Origin of the sequence: Pseudarthrobacter sp. NPDC059871 (assembly GCF_042731175.1) — a bacterium.
Lineage (GTDB): Bacteria > Actinomycetota > Actinomycetes > Actinomycetales > Micrococcaceae > Arthrobacter.
Map to the genome: position 1 here is coordinate 39225 of NZ_JBHWJV010000015.1, position 20957 is coordinate 60181.

A 20957-nucleotide genomic window follows, 5' to 3' on the forward strand; every position below is an offset into this window, starting at 1 on the left:
TAGCGGAATCGGCGGACGGCTGCAGAAGTTATCCACAGGCGGCGCGGCACTCCAGTCACATTATGGGCGCAGGTACGGCCGCTGGTGAGCTTAGACACTAAACCCTGTCCGCGGCTGTGCGGGGTCTAAGCTGGAAGGCATGACTCTTGAGTTTTCAGGGCTGGGTCTTGCCCCCGAGTTCGTTGACTACCAGCACGCCTGGGACATTCAGCGCGAACTCCACGGGAAAGTGGTGGCCGGTGAGGCACCCAGTACCGTGCTCCTGCTGGAGCATGCAGCCGTTTACACCGCAGGCAAGCTGACCGAGGACCACGAACGGCCTTTCGACGGGACTCCCGTGGTGGCCGTGGACCGCGGCGGCAAGCTCACCTGGCACGGTCCGGGCCAGCTCATCGCGTACCCCATCCTTAAACTGAAGAACCGCGCCGGGATCCGCGACTATGTGGAACGGCTCGAAGCCGTCATGATCGCCGTCATGGCCGATTACGGCATCCGCGCTGAACGCATCAAGGGCCGTGCCGGTGTTTGGGTCAGAGCCGACGCCAACGGGCCCGACCGCAAGATCGCGGCCATCGGCATCCGTGTCCTCAACGGAGTGACCATGCACGGCGTCGCCATCAACTGCAGCAACGACCTCGCCCCCTACGGGCAGATCATCGCCTGCGGCATCACCGACGCCGGCGTCACCACCATGTCCCGGGAAACCGGGAAAGATATCCGCCCCGCCGACATCGCCGAACGCTTCGTGGAAGAATTCCGCAAGCACGAAGAAGCACTCGTTTCAAGCCCCGAAGGAGCTCTACTGTGACATTGGCACCCGAAGGCCGGAAGTTGCTGCGGATCGAGCAGCGCAACGCGGCCACCCCGGTGGAACGTAAACCGGAATGGATCAAGGCCAAAGTCCAGATGGGCCCGGAGTTCGTCCAGCTCAAGAACCTGGTCAAAAAAGAAGGCCTGCACACCGTCTGCGAAGAAGCCGGCTGCCCCAACATCTTCGAATGCTGGGAAGACAAAGAAGCCACCTTCCTCATCGGCGGCTCCGAATGCACCCGCCGCTGCGACTTCTGCCAGATCGACACCGGCAAACCCTCCCCCGTGGACAGGTTCGAACCCACCAAAGTGGCCCGCTCCGTCCAATCCATGCAACTCCGCTACGCCACCGTCACCGGCGTGGCCCGCGACGACCTCGAAGACGAAGGCGTCTGGCTCTACGCCGAAACCGTCCGCAAAATCCACGAACTGAACCCCGGCACCGGCGTCGAACTCCTCATCCCCGACTTCTCCGGCAACCCCGACCACATCGCCGCGATCTGCGACTCCGCCCCCGAAGTCTTCGCCCACAACGTCGAAACCGTCCCCCGGATCTTCAAAAGGATCCGCCCCGCCTTCCGCTACGAACGCTCCCTCGACGTCATCACCCAAGGCCGGAACCTCGGCATGGTCACCAAATCCAACCTCATCCTCGGCATGGGCGAAACCCGCGAAGAAATCTCCGAAGCCCTCCGCGACCTCCACGCCGCCGGCTGCGACCTGATCACCATCACCCAATACCTCCGCCCCTCCGAACGCCACCTCCCCGTGGACCGCTGGGTCAAACCCCAGGAATTCGTCGACCTCCAGCACGAAGCCGAAGAAATCGGCTTCCTCGGCGTCATGTCCGGCCCCCTGGTCCGCTCCTCCTACCGCGCCGGCCGCCTCTGGGCCACCGCCATGCGCAAAAAAGGCCGCGACATCCCCGCCGAACTCGCCCACATCGCCGACGGCATCCAAGACTCAGGCACCACCCGCCAGGAAGCCAGCACGCTCCTGGCCGCCCGTTCCTGACCCGGCAGCCACTGCCGCCCAGGGCCGGACACCGGATCTTTCCGGCGTCCGGCCCTTCGGCTTTGGTCACGTAGAATTGAGGCACTATGGCGAAATCCTCTGACTCCAGCAACTCCACCCCGGCGGACTCCAGCGCGGCAAAGCGCGGCCTGTTCTCCCGCAAGCCGAAAGAGGCGAAGGTCAAAAAGCCCAGCCGCCTCAAGCAGATCGGCGAGGTCTTCAACATGACCCGCCGCCACGACCCCATGGTCCCGTGGCTGATGCTGCTGGTCTTCCTGGGCGTTGTGGCCGTCAGCTTCCTGGTGGGTTTCTGGCTTGATAACTGGATCACCGGCCTGATCATCGGCATCCCGCTGGGCTTGCTCGGCGCCACGCTGATACTGTCCCGGCGCGCGGAACGGGCGGCCTTCGCCCAGATCGAAAACCAGCCGGGAGCTTCCGGAGCCGCACTGGGTACCCTCCGCCGCGGCTGGATCACCGAGGAACAGCCCGTCGCCGTTAACCCGCGCACGCAGGATGCCGTGTTCCGCGCCATCGGCCGTCCCGGCGTCGTACTTGTCAGCGAAGGCCCCACGCTCCGGGTGAAGCCGCTGCTGGACGCCGAGCGCAAGCGCCTTGCCCGGATCCTGCCCAACGTGACGGTGCACGTCATCGAAAGCGGCCGCGGCGAGGGCCAGGTGCCCATCAGCCAGGTGGCAAAGAAGATGGGCAAGCTGAAAAAGGAACTGACCAAGCTTGAAGTGAATGCCGTTTCAAAGCGCATCGCCTCCCTGGGGAACCGGCTCCCCATCCCCAAGGGCATCGACCCCTACAAAGCCCGCCCCAACCGCGGACGCTAGGCCTGAACAGCGCCCCGGCCACCGGATCCTTCCGGCAGCCGGGGCGTTCTTCTTGCACAGGCCATTTCCGCACGCCAGCAAAGTGCCAGGCTCTCAAGCAGGCACCGCCGCCCCGCCAACCAACGATGACGACAGCCCTACAGGACAGGACAACCATGCCCCTTCGCAACGCGGCTATCCGCGCTTTCCGTATCCTTGCCGTCGCCGAAGCTTTCAGCTGGGCAGCCCTGCTGATCGGCATGTACTTCAAATGGATTGCCGGCACCACCGAGATCGGTGTGCAGGTGGCCGGACCTATCCATGGAGCGCTGTTTGTTGGCTACGGTGTGGCGGCCCTGGTGCTCTGGCGCGTGCAGCGCTGGCCGTTCACCGTGGCGCTTTTCGCCGGGCTCTCAGCGGTCTTCCCGTTCGCCACCATTCTCTTCGAACGCTGGGCCGATAAGCGGGGTTTGCTGGCTGCTGCCGACGCCTTCACAACATCCCCGAGGACCAACCCGTCAAAGGTGTCGGAAGAGAGCCAGGTCTAGCGCCACCGCTGCCGCCATCTGCTCAGCGGCGGATCAGCAGGGTATTCATCGCCTTGTCGTGCAGGCCGCGCTGGTCGGGATCAAAGATCACGGCCGGGATCACCAGGCACAGCAGTACCGCCCGTACCAAGGCGGCCAACGGCCCGGGTGTTCCGCCGCCGGGCCGCACCACCGAGATGCCCACCACGCGGTGGCCGATGCTGTATCCGAGCGTGCCCACCAGCAGGATCTGTTCAAGGGCGAAAATTCCCAAGGTTGCCCATGAGTCGCCAGCGAAAGCGAAGTTGCTGATCAGCAGGGCAATGCCCCAGTCGATCATGATGGCAATGATCCGCCGGCCGGCCCGGGCAATGGACCCCGGCCCCGATTCGGGCAAGCCCAGGCGCTCACCGGGGTACTTGGAAATGCCGGACGTGTCCGGCCCGGTGAGCCATGAGCCAAGGTCTTTGCGATCTACCACCGTCCAAGTTTACCGGCCTCCATCCCCCACGCCGGCCTCATGCACGGCGCCCACATCGCGGATGGGGTTAGACCACAGTGTGGACACCCGATAGCGTGGTCATAACAGGGCATTCTGTAACCTGCCCGAAACAATGTGGACACGGACGGGAAATGCCACGTCCATAGGCTGTTAGCAGTTTCAAGCAATCTCCCCGGCAGGTATCTGCGGCAGGGCCACAGCAGGGAAAACCTTGCGTCTTCCCTGCTTTCGGATTGCGCTGGATCATATGGCTGCGGCCAGATATTTACATATGCGTTAGGAGCATAGATGTTCAAGACTGCGGACGAAGTCCTCAAGTTCATCAAGGACGAAGATGTAAAGTTCGTCGATATCCGCTTCACCGATCTTCCCGGCGTCCAGCAGCACTTCAACGTTCCGGCTAAGAGCGTTGACGCTGACTTCTTCGTCAACGGCCAGCTCTTCGACGGTTCTTCCATCCGCGGATTCCAGGGCATCGCCGAATCGGACATGCAGCTGATCCCCGATGTGACCACCGCGTTCCTGGACACCTTCCGCATGGAAAAGACCCTCGCGCTGAACTTCTCCATCGTGAACCCGCGCACCGGCGATCCCTACCACCGCGACCCCCGCGGCGTGGCCGAGAAGGCCGAGGCGTACCTGGCTTCCACCGGCATCGCTGACACCGCGTTCTTCGCTCCCGAAGCCGAGTTCTTCGTCTTCGACAACGTCCAGTACCAGTCCTCCCCGCAGGGCAGCTTCTACAAGATCGACTCGGAAGAAGCGCACTGGAACACCGGCCGCGAGGAAGAGGGCGGAAACCTCGGCTACAAGACCCCCGTCAAGGGCGGCTACTTCCCGGTTTCCCCCACGGACAAGCAGGCCGACCTGCGCGACGCCATGTGTGTTGCCCTGGATGAAGCAGGCCTTGAGGTCGAGCGCAGCCACCACGAAGTTGGATCCGCCGGCCAGGCTGAGATCAACTACAAGTTCACCACCCTGACCCACGCTGCCGATGACCTGCAGAAGTTCAAGTACGTCATCAAGAACACCGCGGACGCCTGGGGCAAGTCGGTCACGTTCATGCCGAAGCCGGTCTTCGGTGACAACGGCTCGGGCATGCACTGCCACCAGTCGCTGTGGAGCAACGGCGATCCGCTGTTCTACGACGAGAAGGGCTACGCCGGCCTGTCCGACACTGCCCGCTGGTACATCGGCGGCCTGCTCAAGCACGCCGACGCCGTCCTGGCCTTCACCAACCCGACGGTGAACTCCTACCGCCGCCTGGTCAAGGGCTTCGAAGCTCCGGTCAACATGGTGTACTCGCAGGGCAACCGCTCCGCCGGTATCCGCATCCCGATCACCGGTTCCAACCCGAAGGCCAAGCGCATCGAATTCCGCGCTCCGGACCCCTCCTCGAACCCGTACCTGGCGTTCGCTGCCCAGCTGATGGCCGGCATTGACGGCATCCGCAACCGCATCGAACCCCCGGCACCGATCGACAAGGACCTCTACGAGCTGCCCGCCGAGGAAGCCAAGGACATCCCCAAGGCTCCGGGCACCCTGGAAGAAGCCCTGGAAGCACTGCGCGAGGACAACGAGTTCCTGCAGGCCGGCGGCGTCTTCACCCAGGACCTGATCGACACCTGGATCGAGTACAAGTACGAGAACGAGATCCGCCCGCTGTCCCTGCGCCCGAACCCCTACGAGTTCGAGCTCTACTACGGCGTCTAGTCTCCACTTCGCCTGGCAGTTCTGCCAGGCCCGCTGAGGCAGCGAAGGCGGCCACCGGTGATCCGGTGGCCGCCTTTCGCGTTCCCGGGCCGAATGCCCGGGGTGATTAAAAGGTGGAGGCCCGGCTCCAGACGTGCTGAGACCGGGAGCCAGGCCTCCTGACGAATGCCCCCCGAGACGAAGACTGTTCGAGCCTTCCCCCCAACAAGGTTGAAGAACACCGCCATCCCACATCATCGAATAAACGGTTTCCCAAAGCAATAAGGGCCCGCCGGTGTTACCTCATTGTGGCTTGGCGAACGGCATGAACAGGGTGCGCTGCGGCCCCGCAGATCCGCCGGTGTACTGGCCGCGGTCCACGAAGCCGGCCTTTAGGTACGCGGCCAGTCCCGGTCCGTTGGCCTCGTTGACGGAGAGTACGACGCCGGAGGCACCGGTTGGGTGCCGGCGCTCGAGTTTTCCTGCCGCCACCACGGCGGCAGCGGCTCCCAGCGTCCCCAGGCCTTTGCCCTGCTGGCGCCGGTCCACGAGGAATCCCCGGAGCAGCCAGGCGGAGCCGTCATCCGGCCAGCCGGCCAGGGTGGCTGCTCCGGATTGCAGGGTGAGCACGCCTACGGCCCGCCCGCCGGCTTCCATCACGAAGGGATGCCGCCCCTCTTCGGCCAGGCCGGTGAGGGCCATCCGCAACGGATCACCCACGAATCTCTCCTGGCCGGCCCCCAACTGGAGCCTTGCCACAGCGTCCAGCTGGATTGCCTGGGCGTCCGGATCAAGGTCCCGCAGCGGGATGATCCAGACGGACCCAAGGAACCCGTCAGTGCCCATAGAAATTGCGTTCAAAGACTCCACGCGCCCGCCGGCTGACCCGGAGGTAGTCCTCCTCCAGGGCTGCGGCGTGGCCGGGCTCGTAGCCGCACCACCGGGCCACCGCTTCCAGGTCGCGGCGGGATGAGGGCAGAAGGTCGGACGCCTTGCCGTTCCAGATGACGTTCGCGGACCTGATCCTGCTCGCCAGCCGCCAGGCCTGCGCCAGCGTCTCTGCGTCGTCATGGGACAGCAGCCCAAGCGCCGCCGCGGCCTCCAGCGCCGGAAGGGTGGACGTGGTCCGCAGCTCCGGGTGTTCGCCGGCGTGCTGGAGCTGGAGCAGCTGGACCAGCCATTCGACGTCGCTCAGTCCGCCGCGGCCCAGCTTCAGGTGCCGGGCGGGATCGGCGCCGCGGGGCAACCGTTCCGACTCCACCCGGGCCTTGACCCGGCGGATCTCCCGGACGTCCTGCCCCGCAACGGACTCCGGATAGCGGATGGGGTCGATCAGGGCCAGGAAGTCGGCCGCGAGGCCGTCGTCACCGGCCATCGGACGCGCGCGGAGCAGCGCCTGGGCTTCCCAGATCAGTGACCAGCGCCGGTAGTACTCAGCGAAGGATTCCAAGGATCGGACCATGGCCCCGTTCTTGCCTTCCGGCCGAAGGTCAGCGTCCATCTGCAGGACGCGTTCGGCCATGATGGCCGGCTTCAACGGCTGGGTCAGCAGGCTGGACACTTTGGCGACGATCCTGCCCGCCTGTTCCTGGGCCTCAGCCTCGGAAAAGCCCGGCAGGGCCCGGTGGACATACATGACATCAGCGTCGGAACCGTACCCGATCTCCCGCCCGCCCTGCCGCCCCATGGCAACCACCAGCACGGCGGTCTTCAGGGGTCCGCCGGCGGACACGATCCCCTCGGCCACGCGCAGCGCGCCCAGGACGGCGGCCCGGTCAGTATCCGCGAGGGCGGAGCCCACCTGGTCCTGGTCCAGCAGCCCTGCCGAGTCGGCGACGGCGATGCGGAGGATTTCCCGCCGGCGGATGAGCCGGATCAGCCGCATGGCGCTTTCCGGATCGGAGTGCCGTGACATCTTGGACGTAATTTCCTGCCACTGCGCTTCGAAGGACACCGGAACAAGGTCCTTGTCCTGCCCCAGCCAGGCAACCGACTCCGGGGAAACTTCCAGCAGGTCGGCGATCAGCCGCGAGTTGGAGAGCATGTGGCAGAGCCGCTCAGCGGCGGCGTTCGAGTCGCGTAGCAGGCCAAGGTACCAATGGGTGGTTCCCAGGGCCTCGCTGACCCGGCGGAAGGCGAGCAGGCCGGCGTCGGGATCCACCCCCTCGGCGAGCCAGTCCAGGAGGATGGGGAGCAGCTGGCGCTGCAGGGCTGCCCGCCGGCTGACACCGGCCGTCAAAGCTTCGATGTGCCGCATGGCTCCCTGCGGGTCACTGTATCCAAGCGCCGCCAGCCGGGCCTGCGCGGCCTCGGGGGTGAGCCTGGCATCCTCGCTGCTGAGCTTGGCCGCAGTGTTGAGCAGCGGCCTGTAGAATATCCGCTCATGGAGTTCCCGGACAGACCGTTTGGTCTTTTGCCATGCGGCCAGGAGGGCATCCGGGTGCGGCCGCTCATTGGAGAACGGGCCAAGCACCGCCTTCGCCAGGGCACGCAGCGCCGGTTCAGCCATCGGCATCAGGTGGGTGCGGCGCAGCTGGAACAGCTGGATCCGGTGCTCCAGGAGCCGAAGGTACCGGTAGGCGTTATCGAAGGCTGCCGCGTCCGTGCGCCCAATGTAACCGCCCGCGGACAGTGCCGCGATCGCGGACGTGGTATCCCGCCGTCGTAGTGTCTCATCTGCCTTGCCGTGGACCAGCTGCAGCAACTGGACCGTGAACTCCACGTCGCGCAGGCCGCCGCGGCCCAGCTTGATCTGCCGCTGCTCCTCGGCAGCGGGGATGTGCTCGGTCACCCGGCGGCGCATGGCCTGCACGGACTCGACAAACCCGTCGCGTCCGGCGGAATTCCAGATCAACGGGGCCACCGCTTCCTCGTACCGGCGACCCAGCCGGGCGTCCCCGGCAATGGTGCGCGCCTTCAGCAGCGCCTGGAACTCCCAGCTTTCGGCCCAGCGTGCGTAGTAGGCCTCGTGGGAGGCCAGGGTGCGTACCAGTGGCCCGGATTTGCCCTCCGGCCTCAGGTTCGCGTCGACCTCCCAGAGGCCGGGTTCGCGCGCCACTGAGGAGATGGCACGGGAGATCCCACTGGCCAGCGCGGTTCCGATGGTGTTGGCGTGCGCGTCCTCCAGCTGCCCGGCATCGATGACGTAGATAACGTCGACGTCGGAGATGTAGTTCAGTTCGCGGGCTCCGCATTTGCCCATTCCGATGACGGCCAGGCCCACGTCGGCGACGTCGGCGGCGTCGAACTGTTCTGCCGCCTCCGCCCGCGACACGGCAAGGCCGGCTTCGATGGCCGCGCCGGCGAGGTCGGCCAGCTCGCCTCCCACAGACGGCAGGAAATCCAACGGGTCCGCGGCGCAGAGATCCTTGATGGCCAGGTCCACCACTCCCCTGCGGTACGCCGTCCGCAACGCGGCGTAAGCCTCCGCGCCCGTCACGGCAGCCACGGGGCGCGCGGCGCGCGGATCGGCGCCCACAGACTGCAGCAGCGTGGACCGCAGCTCGGCGGGGTCGGCAGGAAGCGGCTCCGGACTGGTACGGACGTTGAACGCCGTGAGGTGTTCGGGGTGGCGGATCAGGAACTCGCCCAGGGCCTCCGAGGCGCCGAGGACCCGGTACAGCGGCTCACTGGTTTCGGGATCCGCCCCGGCCACGGCACGCAGGTCGGGGTGCTTTTCGATCAGCCGCACCAATGACTGCAGGGCGGCGTCGGGGCTGGCCGACAGCTGGAGTCCGGCAAACAGCCGGTCCTGGTCCAGCCCTTCCAGCTCACGGGCCGCCAGGAAGCGTTCGCCTTTTTCGAGGTCGCTGAAACCGGCCGCGATGAGGCGGCGTGCCAGGCTCACGCCCGCAGCCTAAAGGATGCCGAGGTTGCGCTGCAGCTCGTAAGGCGTCACCTGCAGGCGGTAGTCCTGCCATTCGGCCCGCTTGTTGCGGAGGAAGTGCTCGAACACCTGCTCGCCGAGGATCTGCGGCATCAGCTCGGAGTCTTCCATGGCCCGGATGGCGTCGTGCAGGCTGGCAGGCAGGGGGTCGTGCCCCATGGCCCGGCGCTCTGCCGAGCTCAGCGACCAGACGTCGTCCTCCGCCGCGGCCGGGAGGTCGTAGCCTTCCTCGATGCCCTTGAGGCCGGCTCCCAGCAGCACGGCGTACGCCAGGTACGGGTTGGTGGCGGAATCGATGCCGCGGTATTCAATCCGGGCGGACTGGCCCTTACCCGGCTTGTACAGGGGCACGCGCACCAGCGCGGAACGGTTGTTGTGGCCCCAGCTCAAGTAGCTCGGTGCTTCGCCGCCGCCCCACAGGCGCTTGTAGGAGTTCACGAACTGGTTGGTGACGGCGGTGAATTCGGGCGCGTGCTTGAGGATGCCTGCGATGAACTGGCGGGCCGTCTTGGACAGCTGGTATTCGGCACCGGCCTCGAAGAATGCGTTGCTGTCCCCTTCGAACAGGGAGAAGTGCGTGTGCATGCCAGAACCCGGGTGGGCCGTGAACGGTTTGGGCATGAAGGTGGCGTAGGTTCCCTGCTGGAGTGCCACCTCCTTGATGACTGTGCGGAACGTCATGATGTTGTCCGCGGTCTGAAGGGCGTCGGCGTAGCGGAGATCGATCTCGTTCTGGCCCGGGCCGCCCTCGTGGTGGCTGAATTCCACCGAGATCCCCACGGACTCAAGCATGGTGACAGCGGTCCTGCGGAAGTCCTGGGCCACGCCACCGGGCACGTGGTCGAAGTAACCGCCCTCGTCCACCGGCACCGGCGCGCCGTCCGCACCAAGTTCCTGGGACTTCAGGAGGTAGAACTCGATCTCCGGGTGGGTATAGCAGGTAAAGCCCATGTCTGCGGCCTTGGCCAGGGTCCGCTTAAGGACGTTGCGCGGGTCCGCTGTAGACGGCTCACCGTCAGGCGTCAGGATGTCACAGAACATCCTGGAGGTCTGTTCGGTCTCGCCGCGCCAGGGCAGAATCTGGAAAGTCGCCGGGTCGGGCTGCAGCAGCATGTCCGACTCGAAGACGCGGGCCAGGCCCTCGATGGAGGACCCGTCGAAGCCAAGGCCTTCCTCGAATGCCCCTTCAACTTCCGCCGGCGCCAGCGCCACGGACTTCAGCGATCCCACGACGTCGGTGAACCACAGGCGCACGAAACGTACGTCGCGCTCTTCGATTGTGCGCAGGACAAATTCTTGCTGGCGGTCCATGATGGCCTCTTCTCCGGTCAACGTCCATGCTCCGGGTCCACGCAAGGGGAAAGCCGGCAGCAGTTCACAAACACTGTACTAAGCATTCGACGCCGATGCTTGAGCCTGCGCCGCACGTAACACAGCATTAACCTGGCGCACGGTCCGCGGCGGCCCGCGGCGCCGGTTTGGCTGTTCCCGCCAGCCGGCCGACACCCTTGGTTATGACTGTTATCACCTTTGGTGCCCGCCCCCGCGGTAGCTAGGACGGCCGATACCGCACTACGCTCGTCCCATGGCCTCCAACAGCTCCGAATCACGCGCGTCCGCCGAAGTACCCGCCCCTTACGGCACTGGCCCTGCGCAGGCGGCGCCCGCAGCAGAGCGTAAGCCGGCCAAGGTACGCATCCACCACCTGCAGCAGGCCAAGCGGGACGGAACCCGGTTTGCGATGCTGACCGCCTACGAGCAGTACACGGCCGAAATCTTTGACGCCGCCGGGATCGAGGTCCTGCTGGTGGGCGACTCCGCCTCCAACAACGTCTTTGGAAACGAAACTTCCCTGCCCGTCACCGTTGACGAGCTCCTCCCCCTGTGCCGGGCCGTCGCGCGCACCGCCAAACGCGCACTGGTGGTAGCGGACCTGCCTTTCGGCAGCTACGAGGTTTCCGCGGAGCAGGCGGTGGCCACCGGCGTGCGCTTCCTGAAAGAGGGCCTGGCCCATGCGGTCAAGATCGAAGGCGGCGCCTACTACGCCCCCACGGTCCGGGCCATGGTCCAGGCCGGTGTTCCGGTGATGGCGCACATCGGTTTCACCCCGCAGAGCGAACATGCCCTGGGCGGCTACCGCGTCCAGGGACGCGGCGACGATGCACAGCGGCTGATTGACGACGCCGTCGCTTTGGCCGGGGCGGGCGCGTTCTGCGTCCTCATGGAAATGGTCCCGGCCGAAACCGCGGCCGCCGTGGATGCCGCCGTCGACGTTCCCACCGTAGGCATCGGCGCGGGCAAGGAAACCACCGGCCAGGTGCTCGTGTGGCAGGACATGGCCGGACTCCGCGGCGGCCGGATGGCGAAGTTCGTCAAGCAGTACGCGGACCTGCGCAGTACGCTCCTCGACGCGGCCACGGAGTACGGCAACGATGTCCGGACCGGGCAGTTCCCCGGCCCCGAGCACTCTTTCTAGGCCGGCACCTGCTGGGGGCGGACGCCTGCCCGTCAGTCGTCGTCGCCCTTTTCCCAGGCCTCATTGCGGGCGCGGACCTTTTCAATCGCGTGCTCGGCTTCTTCCCTTGTCTTGTAGGGCCCGATCAGCTGGCTCCAGTCGGAAAGCCTGTCCTCTTCGACCTCGTGGGTATTGACGTTGTACCAGTACTCAGGCATTGCTGCTCCTCGGTTCGGCCGGCGCATCCGGAACGTGATCCGCGTAACGTTGATTCTTACGGCGGCGTGCCCGGCTTCGCGGTTGTTAGGCGTTCTGTGGTGCCTTATATGATCAATCTATGCCTTCCCTTGCCTCGACTGCACCCATCGGCACCCTCACCCCCGGTACCGTCAGCCCGCAGCGTCCCGTCCCGGCGTCCATCCCCCGTCCGGAGTACGTGGGCAAACCCGCCCCGGCCAAATTCACCGGCTCCGAAGTAAAATCCGCGGCGACCATCGAGAAGATCCGCATCGCCGGGAAGATCGCGGCGCAAGCCATCGTCGAGGTGGGAAAACACATTGAGCCCGGCGTCACCACCGACCAGCTGGACAAGGTGGGCCATGAGTTCCTCCTCGACCACAACGCCTACCCCTCCACGCTCGGCTACCGCGGCTTTCCCAAGTCCCTGTGCTCTTCGCTGAACGAGGTTATCTGCCACGGCATCCCGGACAGCACGGTGGTCCAGGACGGCGACATCATCAACATCGACATCACCGCCTTCATCAATGGCGTCCACGGCGACACCAACTACACCTTCCTGGTGGGCGACGTGGATGAGGATTCCCGGCTGCTGGTGGAACGGACACAGGAATCCCTGAACAGGGCCATCAAAGCCGTTGCCCCGGGCCGCGAAATCAACGTCATTGGCCGCGCCATCCAGTCCTACGCCAAGCGCTTCGGCTACGGTGTGGTCCGGGACTTCACCGGGCACGGCGTGGGCGAGGCTTTCCACACCGGGCTGATCATCCCCCACTATGACGCCGCCCCGGCCTACAACACCGTCATCGAAGCCGGCATGGTCTTCACCATCGAACCGATGCTCACACTGGGCACCGTGGAATGGGACATGTGGGCCGACGACTGGACAGTCGTCACCAAAGACCACAAGCGCACCGCCCAGTTCGAGCACACCCTCCTCGTCACCGAAAGCGGCGCCGAAATCCTTACCCTGCCGTAACGCCCGCACTGCGGCCGCACCGGCCCGCGAGAGCTGCAAACCGCACGGCACCCCACTCCCTGCCCGTCCCCTGCCACGAACGGAAACCCATTGGCCAAGAAAGACGAGAAGTCGCACAAGAACGCCCCGCTGATCGGCATCGACATCGGAGGCACGGGAATCAAGGGCGGCATCGTCGACCTGAAAAAGGGCAAGCTCCTGGGCGACCGGTTCCGGGTTCCCACCCCCCAGCCGGCCACCCCCGAAGCCGTGGCCGAGGCCGTGGCACTGGTAGTGGCAGAGCTCTCAGCCCGTCCCGAGGCCCCGGAGGCCGGCTCGCCGGTCGGCGTGACCTTCCCCGGCATCATCCAGCACGGCGTGGTCCACTCCGCCGCGAACGTGGACAAGAGCTGGCTCGACACGGACATCGATGCCCTCCTCACCGCCCGGCTTGGCCGCCCGGTTGAGGTAATCAACGACGCCGATGCCGCCGGACTCGCGGAAGCCCGCTACGGCGCGGGCGAAGGCGTCAAGGGAACGGTCCTGGTCATCACGCTTGGCACCGGCATCGGCTCGGCCTTCATTTTCGACGGCAAGCTCGTCCCGAACGCCGAGCTGGGCCACCTGGAGGTGGACGGTTTCGATGCAGAGACCAAGGCGTCCGCCGTGGCACGTGAGCGGGACGGGCTGTCTTGGGACGAATACAGCGTGCTGCTGCAGCGCTACTTCTCCCACGTTGAGTTCCTGTTCTCCCCCGAACTGTTCATTGTTGGCGGCGGCATCTCAAAGCGTGCCGATGAATACCTGCCCAACCTCAAGCTCCGCACGCCGATTGTCCCGGCGGTGCTCCGGAACGAAGCCGGAATTGTGGGCGCCGCCGTGGAGATAGCGCTGCAGCACAAGCTCACCAAGTAAGCTGCACCGCGACGCCGGGCAGTCCGGCCAACGCAGAACACCCCTTCCGGATCCGGAAGGGGTGTTCTGCGTTTGGTGTTCTGCGTTTAGGTGTACCGCGAATTAATGCCCCGCCGCGACGCCGCACCGGACATTCACGGCTGGTCAGGCCGCGCCGTTGGGGGTACCGGCGGCAGCTGCGGCTTCCCCTCCGCAGCTGCCGCCGGAAGTCTTATAGGGAAGTCTTTTCCGGCTTCCGCGGCGTGGCAGGACTTTCCGTGGCATCTTCCTGCGCCTCGTGGCGGAGCTGGGCGATGGCTGCCTCAAAGTCCTCAAGGGATTCGAAGGCCTGATAGACGCTCGCGAAGCGAAGGTAGGCGACCTCGTCCAGCTTTTGCAGCGGACCAAGAATGACCAGGCCCACCTCATGGGCGTCGATTTCCGCGGCGCCGGAAGCGCGGATCTGCTCTTCCACTTCCTGCGCCAGCATGGCGAGGTCGTCTTCACTCACGGGGCGCCCCTGGCATGCCTTGCGGACCCCGTTGATGACCTTGCTGCGGCTGAAGGGCTCGCCCACACCGGACCTTTTAATAACCGACAGGCTGGTGGTCTCCACGGTGGTGAACCTGCGCCCGCACTCCGGGCACTGGCGGCGCCGGCGGATGGCGGACCCGTCGTCAGCCATCCGGCTGTCCACCACCCGGGAGTCGGGATTGCGGCAGAACGGACAGTACATGGCGTCCCTCTCTCGCAGGGTCCCTTCGGGGACTGTGGAATTGGTATTCGGCAGGTGAAGACTATGGTGGCACAGGTTGGCGGCATCACTGCCGCAGCCTCCAGTTTACGGCGGCCGGCAGGTGAATAACAAGCGTGTCATTACTACATGTAGTGCAGGCCATAACTACATGTAGTGCCAGAGCCCCTTGGTGGCTTAGCTTGCCGCACCCGGGAAACGCGCCGTGACCGCGTCACCGTGGGCGGGCAGGTCCTCCGCGCGCGACAGGTTTACGATGTGGCTGCTGACCTCGGCAAGGGCGTCCCGGCTGTAGTTCACTACCTGAATTGCCCGCAGGAACGTGGTGACGTTGAGGCCGGAGGAGAAGGCCGCCGTTCCGCTGGTGGGGAGCACGTGGTTGGAGCCGGCGCAGTAGTCGCCAAGGCTGACCGGACTGTAGTCCCCCACGAAGATTGCCCCGGCGTTCCTGATCCGCGCCGCAACGGCAGAAGCGTCCTTGGTCATGATCTCCAGGTGCTCGGCCGCATAGGCGTCACAGGCCGCGATGCCCTGTTCCAGGCCGTCCACCAGCACCACGCCCGATTGCGGGCCGGACAGGGCCTCGCGGACACGGTCGGAATGCCTGGTGGATGCGGCCTGCACGTCCAGCTCCGCACGCACGGCAGCGGCCAGATCCTCCGAATCCGTGATCAGGACCGACGCCGCCTGGGGGTCGTGTTCTGCCTGGCTGATCAGGTCGGCAGCAACCAGGGCAGGCTGCGCAGTGGAGTCAGCGAGGATTGCGATCTCGGTGGTGCCAGCCTCGGAATCGATGCCCACCACACCCTTTACCAGGCGCTTGGCAGTGGCGACAAAGATGTTGCCTGGCCCCGTCACCACGTCCACGGGTTCCAGGGCCGGACCGGCCACCGTGGCATCAACGCCGTAGGCGAAGGCTGCGATCGCCTGTGCTCCGCCGATGGCGTACACCTCAGTGATTCCCAGCAGGGCGGCTGCAGCAAGGATGGTGGGGTGCGGCAGGCCGCCGAACTCCTTCTGCGGCGGCGACGCCAGGGCGATGGATTCCACACCGGCGGCCAGTGCGGGCACCACGTTCATGATGACCGACGACGGATAGACGGCCAGGCCGCCGGGCACGTAGAGGCCCACGCGTGCCACTGGAACCCAGTTCTGGCTGACCAGGGCGCCATCGCCGAGTTCGACGTCGACATTGCGGGGACGCTGGCCGTCAGCGAAGATGCGGGCCCGCCGGATGGATTCCTCGAGTGCCTTCCGTACGGCGGGGTCCAGGTTGTCCAGCGCCGAGTCGAGCGCCTCCGCGGGAACCCGGGGGTGGGCCTGCTCCACACCGTCGAACCGAAGTGCCAGCTCAGCCAGCGCCTCGAACCCGCGCGCGCGGACGGCGCCGATGATGTCGAGGACCTTCTCTTCGGCGTTGGCCACCGTCTGTGCCTGCGCACGGGGCACTGCCGCGCGGAGCCCGGCGAGGGTCAGGTTGCGTCCCCGGACGTCCACCGTCCGGAAGTTCAGGGCAGTGGCGGGGGTGGCGGGGAACTCCGATGAAATGGTCACCGGACCATTTTACGGGGCGCCGCGGCCGCCGCTGCCAGCCGCGTCCTCCAGCAGGTTCCCGGCGCGGGGCTTCCGGCCAAGCTGTTCCAGGAGCTCCAGGACAAATACGGAAATGGCGGTGGCAGCCGGCCACAGGAGCAGCACCGGCAGTGCGCGGAGGGAGAACGCCAGGCTTGCGTTCAGGGACGTGTCCACCGGAGCGCCCCAGAGCCGTCCGGCCACCATCCCGGCCTGCCAGGCCAGGAGGCTGCCAACCAGCGCTCCGGCCAGGCCCAGCACCAAGGACGCCTCCGGCCGGGGGCGCCGGCGGTCGGCCAGGAAGACCGCAAGAAGGCAACCGGCGAGGACCATCAGGCCGGCGAGCGTGAGGTCCCTCGGCAGCCAGACGGACGGGTTGGAGCCGGTAGCCAGCGCTGGGTCCCGGGTGATCAGGTTGAGGCCGCCCGGTGCCAGCAGCCACCAAAGGATTCCGGCGGGAATGCCGGCAACCGCAGGAATGGCGAAGAGGGCCCACGGCAGGCGCGGCCGGTCCCGGCGGGATATGAGTGTCATGCCACAAACCTTAACAAATGTTCCTGCCGGTATACCGCGGCCCAGCTACGGGTTGCTGACCTCCCGCCAGTGTCGGAATGTTGCCCTCCCGGGGAAGGCGGACAATAGGGTTAGGGAACAAGCAACTGCCCATCCACCATTCAGGAGTCACGGGTGACCGACAACAGCGCGCCGTTCGAGCGGACGTTCAGGGAAATGTTCCGGCGCCACGCAGCCGGGGTGGCCATCATCACGGTCAACTACCAGGACGAGCCCTACGGCTTCACGGCAACGTCAGTGGCGTCGCTCTCCGCCCAGCCGCCACGCTTCACCTTCAACATGGCCCGCAGTTCGCGTTCCTGGCCGGCCGTGGCCAACACCACGTACATCGGAGTCCACATGCTGGGGCTCGAAAACCAGCAGCTGGCCGCACGGTTCTCAGCCGCCGGCAACCGTTTCGAGGGCGACCACTGGGCAACGGGGCCGCACGGGGTCCCCGTGCTGAAGGACGTTGCGGGCTGGCTGATCGGCGAGGTGCAGATGCGCCTGTCCTTCGAAAACAACGCCGTGGTGGTGGTCCAGGTGGTCGATGGCCAGGTGGGCGGCGAAGGCACGCCCCTGCTGTACCACGCCGGGGGTTACGGCCAGCCCATCCCCCTCGACTACGAAATCTAGCCCCGGCAAACACACCTCCCGCAGCAGGGCGGACGACGGCGGAAGGCGACTTCCGCCGTCGTGCTTCCCTGCTGGAAGATCACCTAGGCGTCCAGGCAGGCGGGGCCCAGGAGGACTTTCAGGTCGCCGAACAGCGAGGGGCTTGGATTGACCCGCAGGTGCACAGGCAGGCCCATGACCTCCGTGCGGGTGTCGCCCTGGAGGTGCAGCCGGACCTCGGAATTGCCCCGGTGGGTCCGGAGCACATCGCCGAGTTCGGTCACCACAGCCTCGGTGGCCTTGTGCGTCTGCATGGTGATGACCAGGGGGCCGTTCAGGCCTTCACTGAGGTCCGGGACGGACAGTTCCATGCAGTTCAGGGTGATGGCACCGTCGTCGCGTTTCTGCAGGCGGCCCTTCACCACCACGATCAGGTCCTCAGCAAGCACTGACGCGATGGGTCCGTAGACCTGGCCGAAGAACATGACCTCGATGGAACCACCCAAGTCCTCCACCTCGGCGCGTGCGTAGGCGTTGCCGCTGGCTTTGGCAATCCTGCGGCTGAGCGAGGTGATCATGCCCGCGATGGTGAGGATGGCACCGTCCTGCGGCCCGTCTTCACCCAGGATGGTGGTGATGCTCATTTCTGCGTGCTGGCTCAGGACCCCTTCCAGGCCCTGGAGCGGGTGGTCCGAGACGTAAAGCCCCAGCATGTCGCGCTCGAACGAGAGCTTGTCCTTCTTCTCCCACTCGGGCAGGTCCGGGATCTCGATGCTCAACGACGCTTCGGACTCAGCCTCCTCGAAGCCTGCGAAGAGGTCGAACTGGCCGATCGCCTCGTTGCGCTTCAGCGTGATCACGGAGTCGATGGCTTCTTCGTGGATCATCGCCAGCGCGCGTCGGTGGTGGCCCAGGGAGTCGAATGCGCCGGACTTGATCAGCGACTCGATGGTCCGTTTGTTGCAGACCACCGCCGGTACCTTCATCAGGTAGTCCTTGAAGGACGTGTAGGCGCCCTCGCTCTCGCGGGCGGAAACCATGGCCTCCACGGCGTTGACGCCGACATTGCGGATGGCGCCCATGCCGAAGCGGATGTCCGTACCCACCGGGGTGAAGTTCAGGGCCGATTCGTTGACGTCCGGTGGCAGGACGGTGATGCCCATGCGACGGCACTCGTTGAGGTAGATGGCCGACTTGTCCTTGTCGTCACCCACCGACGTCAGCAGCGCAGCCATGTATTCGGGTGCGTAGTGCGCCTTCAGGTAGGCGGTCCAGTACGAAATAACGCCGTAGGCGGCCGAGTGGGCCTTGTTGAAAGCGTAGTCCGAGAACGGGAGCAGGATGTCCCAGAGCGTCTTCACGGCCGCCATGGAGTAGCCGTTGTCCTGCATGCCCTGGGAGAAGCCGGCGAACTGTTTGTCCAGTTCCGATTTCTTCTTCTTGCCCATGGCGCGGCGGAGGATGTCTGCCTGGCCCAGCGAGTAGCCTGCCAGCTTCTGCGCCACGGCCATAACCTGCTCCTGGTACACGATCAGGCCGTAGGTCCCACCGAGGATCTCCTTGAGGGGTTCCTCCAGTTCCGGGTGGATGGGGATGACTTCCTGGATGCCGTTCTTGCGGAGCGCGTAATCGGTGTGCGCGTTGGCACCCATGGGACCCGGCCGGTAGAGCGCAAGGACAGCGGAAATGTCTTCGAAGTTGTCAGGCTTCATCAGCTTGAGCAGGGACCGCATGGGTCCGCCGTCGAGCTGGAACACGCCCAGGGTGTCGCCGCGGGCCAGGAGCTCGTAGGACGGCGCGTCGTCGAGCTCCAGGTTCTCGAGGTCCAGGTCGATGCCGCGGTTCATCTTGATGTTCTCGAGGGCGTCGGAAATGATCGTCAGGTTACGCAGGCCCAGGAAGTCCATCTTGATCAGGCCCAGGCCCTCGGACGTGGGGTAGTCGAACTGGGTGATCACCTGGCCGTCCTGGAAGCGGCGCATGATGGGGATGACGTCGATGATCGGGTCTGAGGACATGATGACGCCGGCGGCGTGCACGCCCCACTGGCGTTTCAGGCCCTCAATGCCCAGGGCCGTCTCGAAGACCTTGGCGGCCTCCGGATCCGTGCTGACAAGCTGCCGGAAGTCCCCTGCTTCGCCGTACCTTTTTGATTCCGGGTTCTGGATGTCTGCCAGCGGAATGTCCTTGGCCATGACGGCCGGGGGCAGGGCCTTGGTGAGCTGCTCCCCCATGCTGAACGGGTAGCCCAGCACGCGCGAAGAGTCCTTGAGAGCCTGCTTGGTCTTGATGGTGCCGTAGGTCACGATCATGGCCACGCGCTCGTCGCCGTACTTGCGCGTCACGTAGTCGATGACTTCGGAGCGGCGCCGGTCATCGAAGTCGACGTCGAAGTCGGGCATGGACACGCGGTCCGGGTTAAGGAAGCGTTCGAAGATCAGGCCGTGCCGCAACGGGTCGAGGTCCGTAATCCGCATGGCGTACGCCACCATGGATCCTGCACCGGAGCCACGGCCGGGGCCGACGCGGATGCCGTTGTTCTTGGCCCAGTTGATGAAGTCCGCCACCACAAGGAAGTAGCCGGGGAAGCCCATCGAGGTGATGACGCCCAGCTCGTAGTCCGCCTGCTTGCGGACCTCGTCCGGGATGCCCTTGGGGTACCGGTACTGCAGGCCCAGGTCCACTTCCTTGACCAGCCACGAGGTTTCGTCCTCGCCCGGCGGGCAGGGGAACCGCGGCATGAAGTTGGCGTTCGTGTTGAACGACACTTCGCACCGCTCGGCGATGAGCAGCGTGTTGTCGCAGGCCTCGGGGTGGTCGCGGAAGAGTTCGCGCATTTCCTGCGGGGACTTCAGGTAGTAGCCGCTGCCGGAGAAGGCGAACCGGGAGCCGCCGTTGTCGTAGGTGGGCTCCAGCAGGGTCGAACCTGACTGGATGGCCAGCAGCGCCTCATGCGCCTTCGCGTCGTGCTCGTGCGTGTAGTGGAGGTCGTTGGTGGCCACCAGCGGCAGGTTCAGTTCCTTGGCCAGCCGCAGCAGGTCACCGGTGACGCGCCGCTCGATGTCCAGGCCATGGTCCATCAGTTCGCAAAAGTAGTTCTCGGCACCGAAGATGTCCCGGAATTCCGCGGCGGCTTCCACGGCCTCGCGGTACTGTCCCAGGCGCAGCCGGGTCTGGACCTCCCCGGAAGGGCAACCGGTGGTGGCGATGAGGCCCTCGGAGTAGGTGTTGAGCAGTTCCCGGTCGAGCCGCGGCCACTTACCGAAGACAGAATCCAACGAGGCGATGGAGGATGCCCGGAACAGGTTCCGCATGCCCACGTTGTTGTAGCTCAGGAGCGTCATGTGGGTATACGAACCGCCACCGGAGATGTCGTCCTTGCGCTGGTTCTCCTCGCCCCAGCGGACGCGGGTTTTGTCCCCGCGGGCGGTTCCGGGAGTCACATAGGCTTCGACGCCGATGATCGGTTTGATGCCCTTGGCCTGGGCTTTCTGCCAGAAGTCGAACGCACCGAACAGGTAGCCGTGGTCCGTAGTGGCCAGCGCCGGCATGCCCAGCCGTTCGGTTTCGTCGAACAGCTCCCCCAGCCGGGCGGCTCCATCCAGCATGGAATATTCGGTGTGGGTGTGCAGGTGGACAAACGAATCATTGCTGGAAGTCACCGGACTATT

The 20957-nt window shown here is 65.6% G+C and carries 18 protein-coding genes; 9 read left to right on the forward strand and 9 right to left on the reverse strand.

The genetic code is table 11. The features are described from left to right. The first annotated feature begins 139 nt into the window (after positions 1-139). From lipB to ACFV4R_RS18455, 4 genes are all read left to right on the forward strand, one after another. A complete protein-coding gene (gene lipB, locus ACFV4R_RS18440) occupies positions 140-808 on the forward strand; it encodes a lipoyl(octanoyl) transferase LipB (protein WP_377203825.1) in 669 nt (222 codons plus the stop codon). Further along, positions 805-1824 (forward strand): lipoyl synthase, encoded by a 1020-nt coding sequence (lipA, locus tag ACFV4R_RS18445; protein ID WP_377203824.1) that lies wholly within the window; start codon positions 805-807, stop codon positions 1822-1824. The genes lipB and lipA overlap by 4 nt, the downstream gene beginning before the upstream one ends. A gap of 86 nt (positions 1825-1910) precedes the next feature. Then, the gene (locus ACFV4R_RS18450; protein WP_377203823.1) at positions 1911-2663 is read left to right on the forward strand and encodes a DUF4191 domain-containing protein; all 753 of its coding nucleotides are present in this window, start codon (positions 1911-1913) and stop codon (positions 2661-2663) included. Between the two features lie 155 nt (positions 2664-2818). After that, entirely contained in the window at positions 2819-3190 is a 372-nt protein-coding gene (locus ACFV4R_RS18455; RefSeq protein WP_377203822.1) for a DUF3817 domain-containing protein, read from the forward strand. A gap of 22 nt (positions 3191-3212) precedes the next feature. On the opposite strand, the gene ACFV4R_RS18460 is transcribed toward ACFV4R_RS18455, so the two are convergent. After that, entirely contained in the window at positions 3213-3650 is a 438-nt protein-coding gene (locus tag ACFV4R_RS18460) for an RDD family protein (RefSeq protein ID WP_015936803.1), read from the reverse strand. Positions 3651-3959: 309 nt separating this feature from the next. Between ACFV4R_RS18460 and glnA the strand changes: the two genes are divergently transcribed. Beyond that, positions 3960-5384 carry a type I glutamate--ammonia ligase gene (gene glnA / locus ACFV4R_RS18465; protein ID WP_015936802.1) on the forward strand — a complete coding sequence of 475 codons (1425 nt, stop codon included), beginning with the start codon at positions 3960-3962 and terminating at the stop codon, positions 5382-5384. A gap of 282 nt (positions 5385-5666) precedes the next feature. On the opposite strand, the gene ACFV4R_RS18470 is transcribed toward glnA, so the two are convergent. From ACFV4R_RS18470 to ACFV4R_RS18480, 3 genes are read right to left on the reverse strand one after another with little or no spacing between them, the layout of a single operon-like run. Then, on the reverse strand, positions 5667-6209 hold the full coding sequence (locus ACFV4R_RS18470; RefSeq protein ID WP_377203821.1) for a GNAT family N-acetyltransferase: 543 nt from the start codon (positions 6207-6209) through the stop codon (positions 5667-5669). Further along, positions 6199-9210 (reverse strand): bifunctional [glutamine synthetase] adenylyltransferase/[glutamine synthetase]-adenylyl-L-tyrosine phosphorylase, encoded by a 3012-nt coding sequence (locus tag ACFV4R_RS18475; protein ID WP_377203820.1) that lies wholly within the window; start codon positions 9208-9210, stop codon positions 6199-6201. Before ACFV4R_RS18475 ends, ACFV4R_RS18470 begins: the two co-directional genes overlap by 11 nt. A 9-nt stretch (positions 9211-9219) precedes the next feature. Continuing rightward, positions 9220-10560, reverse strand: a complete 1341-nt coding sequence (locus ACFV4R_RS18480; RefSeq protein WP_091723936.1) for a glutamine synthetase family protein — start codon at positions 10558-10560, stop codon at positions 9220-9222. A gap of 274 nt (positions 10561-10834) precedes the next feature. On the opposite strand from ACFV4R_RS18480, the gene panB reads away from it, so the two are divergent. After that, entirely contained in the window at positions 10835-11725 is an 891-nt protein-coding gene (panB, locus tag ACFV4R_RS18485; protein WP_377203819.1) for a 3-methyl-2-oxobutanoate hydroxymethyltransferase, read from the forward strand. A 32-nt stretch (positions 11726-11757) separates the two neighbouring features. Here the strand turns inward: panB and ACFV4R_RS18490 are convergent, their stop codons facing one another. Further along, positions 11758-11922 carry an SPOR domain-containing protein gene (locus ACFV4R_RS18490; RefSeq protein ID WP_015936797.1) on the reverse strand — a complete coding sequence of 55 codons (165 nt, stop codon included), beginning with the start codon at positions 11920-11922 and terminating at the stop codon, positions 11758-11760. Positions 11923-12041: 119 nt separating this feature from the next. On the opposite strand from ACFV4R_RS18490, the gene map reads away from it, so the two are divergent. Further along, positions 12042-12920 (forward strand): type I methionyl aminopeptidase, encoded by an 879-nt coding sequence (map, locus tag ACFV4R_RS18495; RefSeq protein ID WP_377203818.1) that lies wholly within the window; start codon positions 12042-12044, stop codon positions 12918-12920. Between the two features lie 90 nt (positions 12921-13010). Next, positions 13011-13814 (forward strand): polyphosphate--glucose phosphotransferase, encoded by an 804-nt coding sequence (ppgK, locus tag ACFV4R_RS18500; RefSeq protein ID WP_091719522.1) that lies wholly within the window; start codon positions 13011-13013, stop codon positions 13812-13814. 211 nt (positions 13815-14025) lie between these two features. On the opposite strand, the gene nrdR is transcribed toward ppgK, so the two are convergent. From nrdR to ACFV4R_RS18515, 3 genes are all read right to left on the reverse strand, one after another. Next, positions 14026-14529, reverse strand: a complete 504-nt coding sequence (gene nrdR, locus ACFV4R_RS18505) for a transcriptional regulator NrdR (protein WP_056077502.1) — start codon at positions 14527-14529, stop codon at positions 14026-14028. Between the two features lie 195 nt (positions 14530-14724). Further along, positions 14725-16101: a histidinol dehydrogenase gene (gene hisD, locus ACFV4R_RS18510; RefSeq protein ID WP_377203817.1), complete on the reverse strand. Its 1377-nt coding sequence runs from the start codon at positions 16099-16101 to the stop codon at positions 14725-14727. 9 nt (positions 16102-16110) lie between these two features. After that, on the reverse strand, positions 16111-16653 hold the full coding sequence (locus tag ACFV4R_RS18515) for a hypothetical protein (protein ID WP_377203816.1): 543 nt from the start codon (positions 16651-16653) through the stop codon (positions 16111-16113). A gap of 153 nt (positions 16654-16806) precedes the next feature. Between ACFV4R_RS18515 and ACFV4R_RS18520 the strand changes: the two genes are divergently transcribed. Then, positions 16807-17307, forward strand: coding sequence for a flavin reductase family protein (locus tag ACFV4R_RS18520; protein WP_377203815.1), 501 nt, complete (start codon positions 16807-16809; stop codon positions 17305-17307). A gap of 83 nt (positions 17308-17390) precedes the next feature. On the opposite strand, the gene dnaE is transcribed toward ACFV4R_RS18520, so the two are convergent. Beyond that, entirely contained in the window at positions 17391-20948 is a 3558-nt protein-coding gene (gene dnaE / locus ACFV4R_RS18525; RefSeq protein ID WP_377203814.1) for a DNA polymerase III subunit alpha, read from the reverse strand. Positions 20949-20957: the final 9 nt, after the last annotated feature.